Source organism: Kitasatospora sp. NPDC053057, from assembly GCF_044546945.1.
Taxonomy (GTDB): Bacteria; Actinomycetota; Actinomycetes; order Streptomycetales; family Streptomycetaceae; genus Kitasatospora.
This window is the reverse complement of record NZ_JBITZP010000002.1, coordinates 1-15157: the sequence shown is the minus strand read 5'-3', so window position 1 is coordinate 15157 and position 15157 is coordinate 1. Positions and strand designations below refer to the sequence as shown.

Here is a 15157-nt window from a genome sequence, read left to right as displayed (position 1 = left end):
TACCTGAGGAAGGACCGGTCGTGTCGTCCCTGTCCACGCCTGCTACCGGCGGTCCCGAGCCCCTTCTACTGCTGCTCGACCCGGTGGCCCGGCAGACCGACGGGGAGTCCGTGCGGATCGCGAAGGACGTGCTGTGCGGGGGCGCGGACGTCAAGGTGGCCTATCCGGAGAGCCCGTCGGAACTCGACCGGATGCTTTCGCACCGGGGTCGGCGGCGACCGGTGGTGATCGGTTCCGATCTCGCCCTGCAGCGGGTGCTGCAGGCGCTGCACCGGCAGCGTGAGCTGGGCGCCGATCCGGTGGGCATGATTCCGGTCGGCCGGGCGGAGGAGTTGGCGACGGCCCGCGCGCTCGGTGTGCCGGAGGAGCCGGTACGGGCGGCGCGGGCGGTGCTGTCGGGTGCGCCGCGCACCTTCGACCTGCTGGTGGACGACGGCGGCGGGGTGGCGCTGGGCGGGGTGCGGATCACCGGCGGCGGTGGGCGGCGACTGGTGGGCCGTACGGGTGGCTGGCGTTCGCTATGGGCGAAATTGGCTGCGGCCGAGCAGGCGAACGCACTCACCCCGGAGGCGGCGGACCACAGCCCCCGGGTCCGGGTCGAGGCGGACGGCCGGCTGCTCGCCGACGTGCACCGCCCGGTCCGGCTGGTGCAGCTGACCCTCACGGGCGCCGGAGAGGCCGACGCGGACGGCGCCGGGGTGCTGGAGGTGGTGGTCAGCGCGCCCGGCGCGCTGGTGCGGGCGCGGGCGGCAAGCGTCTCGGTGGTCGGGCGCGGCTTCGGCTACGAGGCGGACGGCCACCCGGTCGGCCCGGTCCGCGCCCGGACCTGGACGGTCCACCCGGGCGCCTGGGGCCTGCTGCTGCCCGCGGCGTGACCGCATGCCCGCGGCGTGACCGCATGCCCGCGGCATCACCGCTGCCCCGTGAACGCCCGCTGAACCCCGGGTGAGCAGGCTCACGTTGGCGCCCGCCCGGCAACCACCGTTCCGCACACGGAAAGCCCCAACAGGCGCGAACCGCAAGGCCAACCGTCGTCCGCCGGAATTCCCCCACCCGAATTCCCGGCCCCGTAAGGGGTTTTGTCTACGCGCGTTACTCCGCGCTCGCCGATCGAACCGGACGTCCCGGGTTCCGGAAGCCCTGGTCAACTGCCCTAGACTCGAAGGCGTGCCACGTGGTGACGGAAGACTCAACCACGATCTTCTTCCCGGCGAGAAAGGCCCCCAGGACGCGTGTGGCGTCTTCGGTGTCTGGGCTCCCGGCGAGGAGGTCGCCAAGCTCACGTTCTTCGGCCTTTACGCCCTGCAGCACCGCGGTCAGGAATCCGCGGGCATCGCAGTGAGCAACGGCTCCCAGATTCTCGTCTTCAAGGACATGGGACTCGTCTCCCAGGTCTTCGACGAGGCCTCGCTGGGGTCGTTGCACGGGCATATCGCCGTCGGACACGCCCGCTACTCGACCACCGGTTCCTCGGTCTGGGAGAACGCCCAGCCGACCTTCCGGGCGACCGTGCACGGTTCGCTGGCCCTCGGGCACAACGGAAACCTGGTGAACACCGCCGAACTGGCGGCCATGGTCGCCGAACTGCCCGGCGAGGAGCACGTCTCGCGCTCCGGCCGGACCGCCGCGACCAACGACACCGACCTGGTGACCGCCCTGCTGGCCGGCCACCCGGACCTCTCCATCGAGGAGACGGCCAAGGTCGTGCTGCCCAAGGTCAAGGGCGCCTTCTCGCTCGTCTTCATGGACGAGCACACCCTCTACGCCGCCCGCGACCCGCAGGGCATCCGCCCGCTGGTGCTCGGCCGGCTGGAGCGCGGCTGGGTGGTCGCCTCCGAGACGGCGGCGCTGGACATCTGCGGCGCCTCCTTCATCCGCGAGGTCGAGCCGGGCGAGCTCATCGCCATCGACGAGAACGGCATGCGCACCTCCCGGTTCGCCGAGGCGAAGCCCAAGGGCTGCGTGTTCGAGTACGTCTACCTGGCCCGCCCCGACACCTCCATCGCCGGCCGCAACGTGCACCTCTCCCGCGTGGAGATGGGCCGCCGCCTGGCGAAGGAGGCGCCCGTCGAGGCCGACCTGGTGATAGCCACGCCCGAGTCCGGCACCCCCGCCGCGATCGGCTACGCCGAGGCCAGCGGCATCCCGTACGGCTCCGGCCTGGTGAAGAACGCCTACGTGGGCCGCACCTTCATCCAGCCCAGCCAGACCATCCGCCAGCTCGGCATCCGGCTCAAGCTCAACCCGCTGCGCGAGGTCATCGCCGGCAAGCGCCTGGTGGTCGTGGACGACTCGATCGTGCGCGGCAACACCCAGCGCGCGCTGGTGAAGATGCTGCGCGAGGCGGGCGCCGCCGAGGTGCACATCCGGATCTCCTCGCCGCCGGTGAAGTGGCCCTGCTTCTTCGGCATCGACTTCGCCACCCGCGCGGAGCTGATCGCCAACGGCATGACCATCGAGGAGATCGGCCGCACGCTCGGCGCCGACTCGCTCGCGTACATCTCGATCGACGGCATGATCGAGGCCACCAAGCAGCCCAAGGACAAGCTCTGCCGGGCCTGTTTCGACGGCGAGTACCCGATGGAGCTGCCGGACCCGGCACTGCTCGGCAAGCTCCTGCTGGAGGCCGAGATCAAGGGCGGCCAGCAGCAGCCGGCCGTCCGCGGCAAGCCGACCAGCGGCAGCGACCTGGACGGCGTCCAGTCGCTGCTCGGCGGAGCGGGCGCGGCCGACGCGCTGCGCCGCCCGTAACGAAGTGCACGGTGGGGTCCCGCGAACCGGGGCCCCACCGCTGTTTCCGAACCACCCCCACCTGACCCGAAAGGGCCGCACGCAGTGACCAGCAACCAGAACGGCGCCACCTACGCCGCCGCCGGTGTCGACATCGAGGCGGGCGACCGCGCCGTCGAGCTCATGAAGCAGTGGGTGAAGAAGGCCAACCGCCCCGAGGTGGTCGGCGGTCTCGGCGGCTTCGCCGGCCTCTTCGACGTGTCCGCCTTCAAGGACTACGAGCGGCCGCTGCTGGCCTCGGCCACCGACGGCGTGGGGACCAAGGTGGCCATCGCGGCCGCCATGGACAAGCACGACACCATCGGCCACGACCTGGTCGGCATGGTCGTGGACGACATCGTGGTGTGCGGCGCCGAGCCGCTGTTCATGACCGACTACATCTGCGTCGGCAAGGTCGTCCCGGAGCGGGTCGCCTCGATCGTCAAGGGCATCGCCGAGGGCTGCGCGCTGGCCGGCTGCGCCCTGGTCGGCGGCGAGACCGCCGAGCACCCGGGCCTGCTCGGCCCGGACGAGTACGACGTCGCGGGCGCCGGCACCGGCGTGGTCGAGGCCGACGCCCTGCTGGGCTCCGAGCGGGTCCGGGCCGGCGACGTGGTGATCGCGATGGCCGCCTCCGGCCTGCACTCCAACGGCTACTCGCTGGTCCGCCACGTGCTGCTGAACCAGGCCGGCTGGAAGCTGGACCGCAAGGTCGAGGAGTTCGGCCGCACCCTGGGCGAGGAGCTGCTGGAGCCGACCCGGATCTACTCGCTGGACTGTCTGGCGCTCACCCGCGCGACCGAGGTGCACGCCTTCTCGCACGTGACCGGCGGCGGCCTGGCGGCCAACCTGGCCCGGGTCATCCCGGACGGCCTGCACGCCCGCCTGGACCGCGGCACCTGGACCCCGCTGCCGGTCTTCCGGACCGTCGCCGAGGTCGGCAAGGTGGCCACGCTGGAGCTGGAGAAGACGCTCAACATGGGCGTCGGCATGGTGGCGGTCGTCCCGCCGCACTCGGTGGACGTGGTGCTGTCGATCCTGGAGGACCGCGGCGTCGAGGCCTGGCTGCTCGGTGACATCGTCGAGCGCATCGACGAGCACGCGGAGGGCGCGGCCCTCTACAACGCCTACGAGGGCTTCACGGCGGGCTGACCGGCCTGGACCGCCCGTCGACGGCAGAGGGCCCCTCCGGTGCACCGGAGGGGCCCTCTCGCGCGTCCGCGGCGATCACCCGGGGTCGGGACCGAGCGCGGGTGTCCAGGGCGGCTGTCCGGAACGGCACCGGATCCGCCCACGGGAACGCCGAAGACCGGTCCGGCGCCCAGGGGCGCTCGGACCGGTCCGGCGAAGCTGTGGGTTACGAGCGGCGGGAAGCCCGCGACGGCCCGTTGCCCGGCCCGTTGTCGTCCTCGTCGTCGAGGTCGGCGTAGCGGGCGGCGTACTCCGCGTACGGGTCGTCGTCCTCCTCCTCCTCGATCGGCTCCGGGTCGATCGAAGCGGTGGACGGCGATACGCCCAGCTCGTTGGACAGACGGTTAGCGTCGAACCCGCCGCTGTTGTACTTCAGCTCGCGGGCGACCTTCGTCTGCTTGGCCTTGGCCCGGCCGCGCCCCATGGGTCGACCCCCTCAACGATGGGGCTCACGGCCCCGAGTCTGACACGTGTTCATGATCAGGACCGGCCTGCCCGAATGGGAGGACCGTCCCTTGGAGCATTAACGGTACCTGTTTCCGCCGCTGGACGGTACGTCGTCGGTGTGACGTGGCGCGCACCGACTGCACCCGCGACCAGGTCTTCCCAGGTCAGGGGAGGTTTTGCGGCGTTTTGCACGCTGTCCGGAGGTGTTCGGGGTCCGTCGTTCCAGGACCGATTATCCCCCCTAGGGGGACCTCGGATCACCCGTTCGGGCGGAGAAGTGAGAATCCGGTTCCACATCGTGATGCGCGGGGGGCCGATGGTGACGGCCCCCCGCGCATCGGGTCACCGGAGTGACTCCGGTCAGCCGCGGCGGGCGGCCGGCAGCAGGACCGTGCGCAGCGCGCTGATCTCGCGCATCCGCTTCTCGGCCAGGCGGTCGGCGGCGACCGCCGGCGGGACGCCGTCGGCGGCGGCCCGGGTGAAGATCTCCAGGGTGGTGTCGAAGATCTTGGTGGCCTTGTTCTTGGCCCGCTCGAAGTTGAAGCCGTCGATCTCGTCGGCGACCTGGATCACGCCGCCGGAGTTCACCAGGTAGTCGGGGGCGTAGAGGATGCCGCGGTCGGCCAGGTCCTTCTCGACGCCCGGGTGGGCCAGCTGGTTGTTGGCCGCGCCGCAGACGATCGAGGTGCCGGACTCGCCGAGCGCCGCGACCACGGAGTCGGTCAGCGCGCCGCCGAGGGCGCAGGGGGCGTAGACGTCCAGCTTGGCCTGGAGCAGGGCGGCGGTGTCGGCGACCACCTCCACCTCCGGGTGAGCGGCGCGCACGCGGTTGACGGCGGCCTCGAAGGGGTCGGTGACGACGACGGTGGCGCCGTCCGCGACCAGGTGGCCGACCAGGTAGTGGCCGACCTTGCCGACGCCCGCGACGCCGACCCGCTTGCCGCGCAGGGTGGGCTGGCCCCAACGGGCCTGGGCGGTGGCGCGCATGCCCTGGAAGACGCCGAAGGCGGTCAGGATGGACGAGTCGCCGGCGCCGCCGTGCTCGGGCGAGCGGCCGGTCACGAACTCGGTCTCGCGCGCGATGACGTCCATGTCCTGGACGTAGGTCCCCACGTCACAGGCGGTGATGTAGCGGCCGCGCAGGGACTCGACGAAGCGGCCGTAGGCCCGGAGCATCGCCTCGTTCTTGTCCTTGTTCGGGTCGCCGATGATGACGGCCTTGCCGCCGCCGAGGTCGAGGCCGGCGAGCGCGTTCTTGTAGGACATCCCGCGGGACAGGTTCAGCGCGTCCTCCAGGGCCGCCTCCTCGGAGGCGTACGGGAAGAAGCGGGTGCCGCCGAGGGCCGGGCCGAGGGCGGTGGAGTGGATGGCGATGATCGCCTTGAGCCCGGAGCTGCGGTCGTGGCAGAGGACGACCTGCTCGTGGCCGTCGCCGGGGGCGCCGTCCTGCTCGGTACGGAAGATCCTGCTGAGCACGCCGGGTGCGGGGTGCGTGGCCGGGGTCTGTACGTCGGTCACTGTGGTGACTCCAGTATCGAAGGCCCGCTGCTGTGGTGCGGGCGCCTATGGCGAAGACTAGTCGGGCAGGGGCCGCCGATCCGCCGTCTTGTCCGAGCTTGTGCCGGTTGTCCGAAGGGTGAGACGGAAGAGGTCCGGCGGTGCGGGCGCGAACGGTTCGGGGGCGCGCCCTCCCCGGGCCGCGCGGCGCGTGCGACCATGCAGGACGTGACCGTCGTACGCACTTCCGTACTGCCGCCCTACGCCGCCCACCTGCGGGTCTACGAGCCGCTGGCGGCCTATCCGGAGCCCGAGCGGGCCGGCTGGCAGGCCTACGCGGCGGAGCACGGTCCGGACGCGGCGGCGGCCGAGCAGTCGGTGGCGGCGGCGGTGCTGGAGGAGCAGCGGGAGGCGCTCGCCGAGCTGGCCGCCCGCACGCCCAGGGCGCTGCCGGAGAAGGAGAGCATGCGGGCGTACCTGCGGATCGTCGACGGCGTACTGTACGTGTGCCCGTGGGCGACCAGGCTGCGCAGTTGGCAGGCGCTGGAGGAGCTGCGGGCGGGGGTTCCGGTGGCGCTGCTGGACACCGCGGTGCCGCCGGTGACCCGGGCGGCCGCCGAGGCGGACCGGGAGCGCTGGACGGCCAGGCACCCGGACGCCCGGCCGTGGATCCTCACCAGCCGGTGGGAGGTGCCGGTGCGCTGGTTCCTCCCGTTCGGGGACGAGGACCGGTGCTTCGTGCCGGGGGGCACGGACGGAGAAGGAGCGGAGGGGGAGCGGGGGAGGCCGGCGGCGCTGTTCTACCTGGTGCCGATGGCCCAGGCGCGGCGCCGGGTGGCGCGGGCCTACCGGGCGCTGCGCGAGGCGGTGCCGGAGGGGGAGCTGGTGCGCGGGGCGGAGCAGGTCGGGCGGTGGCTGGAGGAGTTCCACCCGCGCTCGCTGGTGGAGCTGGACTACGGGGGGCTGGTGCATCTGCTGGGTCCGGAGCGGCTGTTGGCGGACCGTTCGGCGGGGGAGCTGGAGGACGGGCTGCGGGCGCTGCGGGCGGGGGACACCGTCGAGGCGCTGCGCGCGTACGGGGAGCTGACGGTGCGCTGGCGGCGGGTGCTGGCGCTGCGGCAGGCGAACTGACGTCCGACCGCCCGTGTATGACTGTGAGGGGTCTTTGGTCCACAACGGCGCTGACCAAGGTCCTGGTTCGGGTCAATAGCTGCCGAACGTGACACTACTCACCGTTGACGCGAACTTACCCCTATGTGCAAAAATGGGACAACCAGCCCAACTTCACGTGAGCGTGCCCACTTTTGGGTGGTTCTGGAGTCGATGCGTCCTTTGCGGGGAAATGGAGGGTCTGGTCCCCTCGTAACCGGACGTCACTATCATGTGACTGTCCGTTATGGGGTGGTCCATCGCCATCCGTCGGCCTTGAACCCGTGAGGGGTCAATTTTGGCGGTTTGGTCGATAGGGCTGGACGGATGGTGTAGTTGTAGACACCAGGACAAGCCGTTCGTCCTATAACCGACTCGGCCCGTCTATGCCATTTCGGGCATCGCGGGCCAAGGTGCAGAATTTGAAGGATAGAACCGCCCTGGTTCGGTTCTCCCGAGGAGGCCGCTCATGACCGCTCGTACCCCTGATGCTGAGCCGCTGCTGACGCCGGCGGAAGTTGCCACCATGTTCCGCGTTGACCCGAAGACGGTCACCCGCTGGGCCAAGGCGGGCAAGCTGACGTCGATCCGCACGCTCGGCGGTCACCGTCGTTACCGTGAGGCGGAGGTGCGCGCCCTGCTGGCCGGGATTCCCGCTCAGCGTACTGAGGCCTGATAGGCCAAAGGCTCTTTAAAGGGGCCGCTAACCGGACTCCGCCGGGTCCGGTTAGCGGCCCCTTTGTCGTACCCGGCACCGCGCTTCCCGCGGTCGGAATGCTGAACTCCGGATAACGATTTGGTGCACATGATGCGGGGGGGATTTACAGTGAATAGAAGTGCAATTTTACATATTAAATTAGTGGGGTCTAGAACGGGCCGTTCCGGGGGTGGTTCCCCGAGGGGGTGAGTGGCGACGGTCACACGGCCTGTCGCTTGTGGTCTAGACCTAGTCGCGCTACAAGCCGGACGGCGAAAAGCGAGAGGCCCGGAACCTGACGGTTCCGGGCCTCTCGCGCTGCGGCGATCCCGACGGGACTTGAACCCGCGACCTCCACCTTGACAGGGTGGCGAGCTAACCAACTGCTCCACGGGACCAGAGTTTTCTGATCTCGTTCACTCGCTTGCCGCGCTGCGAACAAGACAGACTGTAGCCCATGGTGGGCCCCCAGGTCGAACTGGCTCCTGAAGGCCCACCGCGCACCCGCAGCTCAGGGCGCCGCGCGGGTCCGCGGGGCGCCCGGGGCGGGCCTCACAGGGACGCCCGGGCCGCCTCCATCGCCTTCATGATCCGCTTCTCCGAGACCGGGCTCGGCGTGCCCAGCGACTGGGCGAAGAAGCTGACCCGCAGCTCCTCGATCATCCAGCGGACCGCCCGCACCTCCTCGGAGGGCTGTCGCCCGGCCGGCACCGCCGCCAGCAGCTCCCCGTACGCCTGCTGCACCTGCTGGACCTTCAGCAGCTGCTGGGCGTCCCGCTGCGGGTGGTTGGGCAGCGCCTCCAGCCGGCGGTCCACCGCCAGCAGGTAGCGCTTGAGGTCGGGCAGCCGCCGCCAGCCGGTGGCCGTCACGAAGCCGGGGTGCACCAGCGAGGCCAGGTGCAGCCGGACGTCGTTCACCGCGTTCAGCAGCACCGGGCTGCTCACCGACTTCAGCCGGGTCGAGGCCTTGTGGAAGGCGATCAGTGCGGTGGCCGTCTTCAGCGTGGTGTCCGCGGACAGGTCGTACAGGTCCGCGCGCACCTTGTCGTGCAGCTTGCCGAAGGCCGCCTCGTCCCAGGCCGGGCCGCCGGCCAGGGCCATCAGCCGGTCCGTCGCGGCCGAGACGACGTCCTCGAACAGGGCGTTGATCGAGCCGTGCGGGCTGTGCGAGAGCGCCAGCTTCGCCTGGTTGCCCAGCCGGCCCTGGATCGACTTGGCCGGGGAGGTGGTGGTCAGCATCAGCAGCCGGCGCGTGCCCTCCCACATCGCCTGGGCCTGCGCCTCCGGAGTGTCGAACAGCTTCACGCCGACCGACCCGCCCTCGTCCACCAGCGCCGGGTAGGCGCGCAGCGAGTGGCCGCGGGAGCGCTGCTCGAAGGTGCGCTGGAGCACCGGCAGCCCGGCCGGCCAGGCGGTCAGCCCGCCCTGCTCGATGCCCTGGCCGGAGGCCGCCGAGGAGAGCGTCTCCTTGAGCTTGGGCTTGAGCTTCAGCCGCAGCTCCTCCAGGTCCTTGGACTCGGCGAGCCTGCGCCGCCCGTCCACCACCCGGAAGGTCACCTTGAGGTGCTCGGGCACCCGCTCGTCGTCCCAGGCCTCCGGCGGTACCGTGACGGCCGTCAGGCGCTTCAGGGCGTGCTCCAGGGACGGCAGCAACGGCTCCTGGCGGTCCTTCACCTGGCGCAGCGCCGCCTTGGCGAAGTCCGGGGCCGGCACGAAGTTGCGCCGGATCGCCTTGGGCAGCGACTTGATGTACGCGGTGACCAGCTCCTCCCGCAGACCGGGGATCTGCCAGTCGAAGCCGTCCGCGGTGACCTGGTTGAGCACCGGCAGCGGGATGTGGACGGTCACGCCGTCCGCGTCGCTGCCCGGCTCGAACTGGTAGGTCAGCTTGAAGCGCAGCTTGCCCTGCTGCCAGTGGTCCGGGTAGTCGGCCTCGGTGACGCCGTCCGCGGCGTCGTTGATCAGCATCGACTTCTCGAAGTTCAGCAGGTCCGGCTGCTCGTGCCGGGCCTTCTTCCACCAGGAGTCGAAGTGCCGGGTGGAGACGATCTCGTCGGGCAGCCGGGCGTCGTAGAAGTCGAACAGGGTCTGGTCGTCCACCAGGATGTCCCGGCGCCGGGCCCGGTTCTCCAGCTCCTCGACCTCGCCGAGCAGCTTGCGGTTCTCGGCGAAGAACCGGTGGTGGGTCTCCCAGTCGCCCTCGACCAGCGCGTTGCGGATGAACAGCTCGCGGCAGAGCTCGGCGTCGATCTTCCCGTAGTTGACCTTGCGCTGGGCGACGATCGGCATCCCGTAGAGGGTCACCTTCTCGTACGCCAGCACGGCGCCGGCCTTCTTCTCCCAGTGCGGCTCGCTGTAGCTGCGCTTGATCAGGTGCCCGGCCAGCGGCTCGACCCACTCGGGCTCGATCCTGGCGTTGATCCGGGCCCACAGCCGGGAGGTCTCCACCAGCTCGGCCGACATCACCCAGCGCGGGGGCTTCTTGAACAGGCCGGAGCCCGGGAAGACCGCGAAGCGGGCGCCGCGGGCGCCGCCGTACTCGCGCTTCTCGACGTCGAACAGGCCGATGTGGGAGAGCAGCCCGGCCAGCAGCGACTGGTGGATCCGGTCGGCGTCCGGCTCGGCATCGGGGTGCGGTTCCTCGATGGTCACGCCCAACTGCTTGGCGACGGTGCGCAGCTGGGTGTAGACGTCCTGCCACTCCCGTATCCGCAGGTAGTTGAGGAACTCGGACTTGCACATCCGGCGGAAGGCCGAGGAGGAGAGCTCCTTCTGCTGCTCCCGGACGTAGCGCCACATCGCCAGGTAGGAGAGGAAGTCGGAGGTCTCCGAGGAGAACCGGCGGTGCCGCTCGTCGGCGGCCTGGCGCTTCTCGGCGGGGCGCTCGCGCGGGTCCTGGATGGACAGCGCGGCGGCGATCACCATGACGTCGCGCACGCAGCCGTTGCGGTCCGCCTCCAGCACCATGCGGGCCATCCGCGGGTCCACCGGGAGCTGGGCGAGCTTGCGGCCGAGCGCGGTCAGGCGCTTGCGCGGGTCCTTCTCGTCCGGGTCCAGCGCGCCCAGCTCGTGCAGCAGGTGGACGCCGTCCTTGATGTTGCGCGAGTCCGGCGGGTCCAGGAACGGGAAGGCGGAGATGTCACCCAGGCCGGCCGCGGTCATCTGCAGGATCACCGAGGCCAGATTGGTGCGCAGGATCTCGGCGTCGGTGAACTCGGGGCGGGAGAGGAAGTCCTCCTCCGAGTACAGCCGGATGCAGATGCCGTCCGAGGTGCGGCCGCAGCGGCCCTTGCGCTGGTTGGCGCTGGCCTGGCTGATCGCCTCGATCGGCAGCCGCTGCACCTTGGTGCGGTGGCTGTAGCGGGAGATCCGGGCGGTGCCCGGGTCGATCACGTACTTGATGCCGGGGACGGTCAGCGAGGTCTCGGCCACATTGGTGGCCAGCACGATCCGGCGCAGGTTGGAGCGCTGGAACACCCGGTGCTGCTCGGCCGAGCTGAGCCGGGCGTAGAGCGGGAGGACCTCGGTGTTCCTGAGCTTCAGCCTGGTGAGGGCGTCGGCGGTGTCGCGGATCTCGCGCTCGCCGGAGAGGAAGACCAGGATGTCGCCCGGGCCCTCGTCCTGCAGCTCCTGGGCGGCGTCGCAGATCGCCTGGATCTGGTCCCGGTCGCGGTCCGCCTCGTCGGCCTCGTCGTCGCTGTCGTCGATCACCGGGCGGTAGCGGACCTCGACGGGATACGTCCGGCCGGAGACCTCGATGATCGGGGCGTCGCCGAAGTGCCGGGAGAAGCGCTCCGGGTCGATGGTCGCGGAGGTGATCACGACCTTGAGGTCGGGGCGGCGGGGGAGCAGCTGCTTGAGGTAGCCGAGCAGGAAGTCGATGTTGAGGCTGCGCTCGTGCGCCTCGTCGATGATCAGGGTGTCGTACTGGCGCAGATCGCGGTCGGTCTGGATCTCCGCGAGCAGGATGCCGTCCGTCATCAGCTTGACCAGGGTGTCCTGGCCGACCTGGTCGGTGAACCGGACCTTCCAGCCGACCGCCTCGCCGAGCGGGGTGTCCAGCTCCTCCGCGACGCGCTCGGCCACCGTACGGGCGGCGATCCGGCGCGGCTGGGTGTGGCCGACCAGACCGCGCACGCCGCGGCCCAGCTCCAGGCAGATCTTCGGGATCTGGGTGGTCTTGCCGGAGCCGGTCTCACCTGCGACGATCACCACCTGGTGGTCCCGGATCGCCGCCAGGATGTCGTCCTTCTTCTGGCTGACCGGAAGCTCGGCCGGGTACGTGATCTTCGGCACCGCACCCCGGCGCCGCTCGACCAGCAGCTCGGCGCGGTCGATGTCGGCCGCGATCTCGGCGGCGACCTTCTGCCAGGCCTCGGGCTTGCGGACCCTGCGGGCCCCCTCCAGTCGGCGCCCGATCCGCACCTCGTCGCGCAGGGTCAGCTCGGGCAGGCGGGCGGCCAGCTCACCAATTCCGGGACCCTCGGCGGGGACGGGGGCGGACTGGACTGCGGGAGAACTCACTGCGGGCATCCCTCTAGGTTCGCAAGGAGGCACGGCGGAGCGCACCTCGGTTTTCGAGCCCCTCCAGTGTCACAGCCGCCGGCGGCGAATCGCGAACGCCGGGCAACGGTTCGCCGCGGTTCCGGGCTCTGGGGGTTCGAGGAGGTGCTCATGGGAGCCCAGAAGGCCGCCCGGGACGAGGAGTTCCGGGCGTTCGCAGGCAGCGCGTGGTCACGGCTGCTGCGGACGGCGTACCTGCTGGCGGGGGACCGCCACGGCGCCGAGGACCTGGTCCAGCAGGCACTGGAACGGGCCTACGTCCACTGGACCAAGGTCCGCGCCGCGGACGACCCGAACGCCTACGTGCGCCGGATCCTGATCAACGAGCACGCCCGGCGGTTCCGGCGCAGACCGGCCGAGTACCTGGTCGAGGTCTTCCCCGACCGGCCCGCCCCGACCGGGCCCGACCCGGACGACCGGGCCGTGCTGCTCGCCGCGCTCGCCGCCCTGCCGCCCCGCCAGCGCGAGGCCGTGGTGCTGCGGTACTGGGAGGACCTCAGCGAGTCCCAGACCGCGGCGGCCATGGGCTGCTCGGTCGGCACGGTGAAGAGCCAGGCGGCCAGGGCACTGGCCAAGCTCCGGGAGATCTCCTCACTCGGCGAGCTGACGACCATCGGAGGTGGAAGATGAGCAACGAGGACATGGCCGGGGCCGAGGCCGCGGCGTCGTACGGGCTGAGCGACGTGGCCGAGAGCCTTGAGGTCGGCGCCGTCCCGTACGACCGGCTGCTGGCCGGGGGCCGGCGCCGGCTGCGGCGCCGCCGGCTGCTGACCGGTGGCGCGGCCGCGGTGCTGGTCGTGGCCGTGGCCGGGGCGGGGACGGCGATCGGTGGGTACGGGCGGGAGGCCGGCGGCGCCTCGGTGGCAGCCGTCTCCTCCGCGGCCGCGATCGCCTCGGGCAGATCGTCGGCCCCGGGCCCGCCGTCGGCGTCTGGCACGCCGTCGGCCTCGGGTTCGCCGACGGCCGTGGCCGCCCCGGCGGCGGTCGCCACGCCGACGCTCACCCCGACGGCTTCGGCCGCTGCGTCCGGGACGGCGCGGGACCCGTTCACGCCGATCCGGGTCAAGGTCCGCGAGGGCACCGTCAACGGCCACGCCCTGGAGGCCTGGGTCGCCCTGTGGCCGGCGGCCCCCACCGCGGAGGACGGCCTCAAGCAGAGCCGGCTGATCTGGGCCGAGCGGCGCGCCGCCGACGCGCACCTGCCGCCGAGCCCCGAGGAGGGCGGCAACCCGGCCTGGGATCCGCACACGGACCGGGTCGACGTCTATCTGATCGCGGACGGCAAGCGACAGCCCGGGGACTTCGTGGAGGCGGCCACCGCCCCGGGCGGGACGGCGAAGGCCGACTCGGACGGCGTCATCAAGGGCGTGATGCTCAACCGCTTGACCGGGGAGGCGAGCCGCCCGGACATGGTGGTCGTCCCGGTCGGACCCGAGGTCGCGAAGGTCGTGGTCAGCTGGAAGACCGGCGGTTCCGTCGAGGCGGTGCCGGTCGCGGTCGGGGACTCCCCGGTCCACTGGTACGCCGTCGTCCGCAGCCTGGGTTCCACCGACAACACCGCCACCTCCTACGCCGCGGACGGGTCGGTGCTGCGGGCCCAGACCACCTGGTGGTGATCCGGCGCCGCCGTTTCCCGTCGCTGGTTGCACGCCGCCGGCCGTCGTGCAGGACTTAGAGGTGCTGGCGTACCAGGTTGTGGCGGGGTGACCAGGGGGCCCGCCTGTTCACGGCTGGAGCGCGGCCTGGTCGGCGTCCGGGAGCCAGTCCCGGGACGGGTCGTACTCCAGCCACCGGCTGCGGGCCGCCTCGGCGGTGAACGCCCGCAGCAGGCAGTCCAGTTGGCCGTTCAGGTCGGAGTCCCGGTCGGTCCGCCAGAGCAGCGACCAGGCGTACAGCGGGGTCGGACCGGCCAGCGGAACGGTCCGCACGCCCGGGCGGTCCGGCAGCGGGCCGTCGGCGGGGACGAGGGAGAAGCAGCTCGGATCGGCGGCGACCTGGTCGAGGAAGTGCTCCAGGCCCAGATTGGTCGAGCCGACCCGCCCGGTGATGTCGAACCGGGCGGCGAAGCGGGTCAGGAAGTCCAGCCGGTCCACCGCCGCCGGATAGCGCAGCACACTGCTTCGCAGCTCGGCCGGGCTCAGGGTGTCCCGGCCGGCCAGCGGATGGTCCACGCTCAGCAGTGCGTCCACCGGCTCCAGCCGGACCAGCCGGTGCGTCAGGCCGGCGTCGGCGCCGTCCGGCAGGGCGTGCACCCGGCCGAACCCGGCATCCGACTCCCCGCGCAGCAGCGCCGCCGCCACCGACGGCAGGTCCCGCCCCGGCACCGGCTCCACCTCCAGCCCGGGCGCGGCGTCCACCGCCTGCGCGAGCGTGCGCATCGGCGCGTACAGGTGGCCCCACACATCGATCCGCAACGGCCGCCCGGTCTCCTGCACGGCCGCCACCGCCAGTTCCCCCTGCACCAGCACCCGCCGGGCCGGCTCCAGGAACCGCACCCCCGCCCCGGTCAGGCCCACCCCGCGGGCGTCCCGCTCCAGCAGGCGCACTCCCAGTGCCGCCTCCAGGCGGGCCACGCGCTTGGACAGGCCCTGCTGGCTGATACCCAGGCGGGCGGCGGCTCGGCCGAAGTGCAGGGCCTCGGCGGTGGCTACGAATGCACGTACCTGTCCCAGATCCAGATCCACCTGGGGAACCCTAGCGGGGGGTGTTGTTCGGGGGGTGGGCTCTCGGGAGGGTGGGTGGCCGGGGGGGGGGGGGGGGGGGGGGGGGGGGGGGGGGGGGGGGGGGGGGGGGGGGGGGGGGGGGGGTGGGGGGGGGGGGGGGGGGGGGGGGGGGGGGTGGAGA

The 15157-nt window shown here is 71.7% G+C and carries 11 protein-coding genes and 1 tRNA gene; 7 read left to right on the top strand and 5 right to left on the bottom strand.

Features of this window, described 5'->3' with window-relative positions; all coding sequences use genetic code 11:
* Positions 1 to 20 precede the first annotated feature (20 nt).
* The 3 genes from ACIG5E_RS02675 (at position 21) to purM (ending at position 3921) form a co-directional block, all read left to right on the top strand.
* The gene (locus ACIG5E_RS02675) at positions 21 to 875 is read left to right on the top strand and encodes a diacylglycerol kinase (RefSeq protein WP_396531039.1); all 855 of its coding nucleotides are present in this window, start codon (positions 21 to 23) and stop codon (positions 873 to 875) included.
* A gap of 292 nt (positions 876 to 1167) precedes the next feature.
* The gene (gene purF / locus ACIG5E_RS02670) at positions 1168 to 2751 is read left to right on the top strand and encodes an amidophosphoribosyltransferase (protein ID WP_396531038.1); all 1584 of its coding nucleotides are present in this window, start codon (positions 1168 to 1170) and stop codon (positions 2749 to 2751) included.
* An 84-nt stretch (positions 2752 to 2835) separates the two neighbouring features.
* The gene (purM, locus tag ACIG5E_RS02665) at positions 2836 to 3921 is read left to right on the top strand and encodes a phosphoribosylformylglycinamidine cyclo-ligase (RefSeq protein ID WP_396531037.1); all 1086 of its coding nucleotides are present in this window, start codon (positions 2836 to 2838) and stop codon (positions 3919 to 3921) included.
* 205 nt (positions 3922 to 4126) lie between these two features.
* Here purM and ACIG5E_RS02660 read toward each other — a convergent pair whose 3' ends face one another.
* Both ACIG5E_RS02660 and ACIG5E_RS02655 read right to left on the bottom strand, forming a co-directional pair.
* Entirely contained in the window at positions 4127 to 4384 is a 258-nt protein-coding gene (locus ACIG5E_RS02660) for a DUF3073 domain-containing protein (RefSeq protein ID WP_396531036.1), read from the bottom strand.
* Between the two features lie 383 nt (positions 4385 to 4767).
* Positions 4768 to 5925 carry a Glu/Leu/Phe/Val dehydrogenase dimerization domain-containing protein gene (locus tag ACIG5E_RS02655; protein ID WP_396531035.1) on the bottom strand — a complete coding sequence of 386 codons (1158 nt, stop codon included), beginning with the start codon at positions 5923 to 5925 and terminating at the stop codon, positions 4768 to 4770.
* A 198-nt stretch (positions 5926 to 6123) separates the two neighbouring features.
* Here ACIG5E_RS02655 and ACIG5E_RS02650 point away from each other — a divergent pair, with 198 nt between their 5' ends.
* Together ACIG5E_RS02650 and bldC are read left to right on the top strand one after the other, a co-directional pair.
* A complete protein-coding gene (locus tag ACIG5E_RS02650; RefSeq protein ID WP_396531034.1) occupies positions 6124 to 7035 on the top strand; it encodes a hypothetical protein in 912 nt (303 codons plus the stop codon).
* A gap of 487 nt (positions 7036 to 7522) precedes the next feature.
* Positions 7523 to 7729, top strand: a complete 207-nt coding sequence (bldC, locus tag ACIG5E_RS02645; RefSeq protein WP_014137253.1) for a developmental transcriptional regulator BldC — start codon at positions 7523 to 7525, stop codon at positions 7727 to 7729.
* A 345-nt stretch (positions 7730 to 8074) separates the two neighbouring features.
* Here bldC and ACIG5E_RS02640 read toward each other — a convergent pair.
* Positions 8075 to 8148: transfer RNA gene (locus ACIG5E_RS02640), tRNA-Asp, on the bottom strand.
* 154 nt (positions 8149 to 8302) lie between these two features.
* Complete coding sequence (gene hrpA, locus ACIG5E_RS02635; protein WP_396531032.1) at positions 8303 to 12283, bottom strand: ATP-dependent RNA helicase HrpA; 3981 nt, start codon at positions 12281 to 12283, stop codon at positions 8303 to 8305.
* 141 nt (positions 12284 to 12424) lie between these two features.
* Here hrpA and ACIG5E_RS02630 point away from each other — a divergent pair, with 141 nt between their 5' ends.
* A complete protein-coding gene (locus tag ACIG5E_RS02630; protein WP_396531031.1) occupies positions 12425 to 12943 on the top strand; it encodes a SigE family RNA polymerase sigma factor in 519 nt (172 codons plus the stop codon).
* On the top strand, positions 12940 to 13929 hold the full coding sequence (locus tag ACIG5E_RS02625; RefSeq protein ID WP_396531030.1) for a hypothetical protein: 990 nt from the start codon (positions 12940 to 12942) through the stop codon (positions 13927 to 13929). The genes ACIG5E_RS02630 and ACIG5E_RS02625 overlap by 4 nt, the downstream gene beginning before the upstream one ends.
* Positions 13930 to 14037: 108 nt before the next feature.
* Here ACIG5E_RS02625 and ACIG5E_RS02620 read toward each other — a convergent pair whose 3' ends face one another.
* Entirely contained in the window at positions 14038 to 14997 is a 960-nt protein-coding gene (locus ACIG5E_RS02620; RefSeq protein ID WP_396531029.1) for a LysR family transcriptional regulator, read from the bottom strand.
* Positions 14998 to 15157 lie beyond the last annotated feature (160 nt).